Raw genomic sequence first — 1,268 nt, forward strand, 5'->3', positions numbered from 1 at the left:
TTCGTCACCCGGCTGCTGGCCGAAGCCGGCCTGGCCTGGCGCATCGAGCAGGCGCAGGGCGATGAGGCCGCACATACCCTGGTGGTATTCGAGCCGGGCGCGGAGCTGCCGGACAGCGGCACGTTCCGCTTCCACCGTGCCGACATGGCCGAGGCCAGCGACGGCATCACCGCCTTCGCCGAGCGCCAGCAGCTGGTGCCCAACGCCAGCACCGTGGCCAGCTGGCACAGCGAGCAGGTCAACGCCGTGGCCGCGCAGTCCAGCGCCGATGCCGGCACCCTGCCCGCGCTGGAGGTCTACGTGCAGCCGCGCGCCGGCCGTTTCGCCCAGCCCGGCTGGGCCGACGCCGAGGCACAGGCGCGGCTGGATGCGCTGCGCGTGGGCCAGGTGCTCTACAGCGGCAGCGGCAGCGAGCGCCAGCTCGGTGCAGGCGCCACCTTTGCCCTGTCCCAGCACCCGCAGCATGCCGGCCAGACCTTCCAGCTGCTGGCCGTGCAGCACGTGGCGGTGAACAACCTGGACCAGGGCATCGCCGAGCTGTTGGACAACACCGCGCTGGAACGCGGTGCCTACCGCAACAGTTTCATCGCCACCGGCGCCGACGTGCCGCTGCGCGCCCTGCCGCTGGACCGCCCAACGCTGCACGGCCCGCAGACCGCGCGCGTGGTGGGCGTGGCCGATGCCGCGCTCAGCCCCAACCGCGAACACCAGGTGCGCATCCAGTTCGGCTGGCAGCGCGGCACCAAGCCCAACCCGGGCGGCCTGAACGACACCGGCAGCGCGCAGCCCGGCCATGCCCCCGGCGACCACACCAGCGGCAGCTGGGTGTCGGCGGCCGAATGGGTGGCCGGCCCCAACTGGGGCACCGCCTTCCTGCCGCGCGTGGGCGCCGAGGTGCTGGTGGAGTTCCTGCACGGGGATATCGACCAGCCGCGCATCACCGGCCAGCTGTACAACGGCGAAGTCGCCCCGCCCTTCGGCGGCGGCATCGACGAGAACGCCCGCCATCCCGGCGTGCTCAGCGGCCTGCACACCCAGGCCCATGACGGCAGCGGCACCCAGCAGTGGGTGATCGACGACACGCCCGGCCAGCTGCGCACGCGCCTGCACAGCTCGCTGGCCGACAGCCGGCTGGAGCTGGGCTACCTCATCGCCCACCAGGACACCGCCCGCGGCGCCCTGCGCGGCGAAGGCTTCGAGCTGGCCACCCAGGGCTGGGGCAACGTGCACGCCGGCGAAGGCCTGCTGCTGTCGGCCAGCCTGCAGCA

General features: G+C 73.3%; 1 protein-coding gene. It reads left to right on the plus strand.

Translation table 11 applies throughout. The annotated features are described in order from the left end of the window. On the plus strand, positions 1-1,268 hold a 1,268-nt coding region (locus QMZ26_RS21180), incomplete at both ends, for a type VI secretion system Vgr family protein (protein ID WP_283222589.1).

Source organism: Stenotrophomonas sp. PFBMAA-4 (assembly GCF_030053215.1).
Classification (GTDB): Bacteria; Pseudomonadota; Gammaproteobacteria; order Xanthomonadales; family Xanthomonadaceae; genus Stenotrophomonas.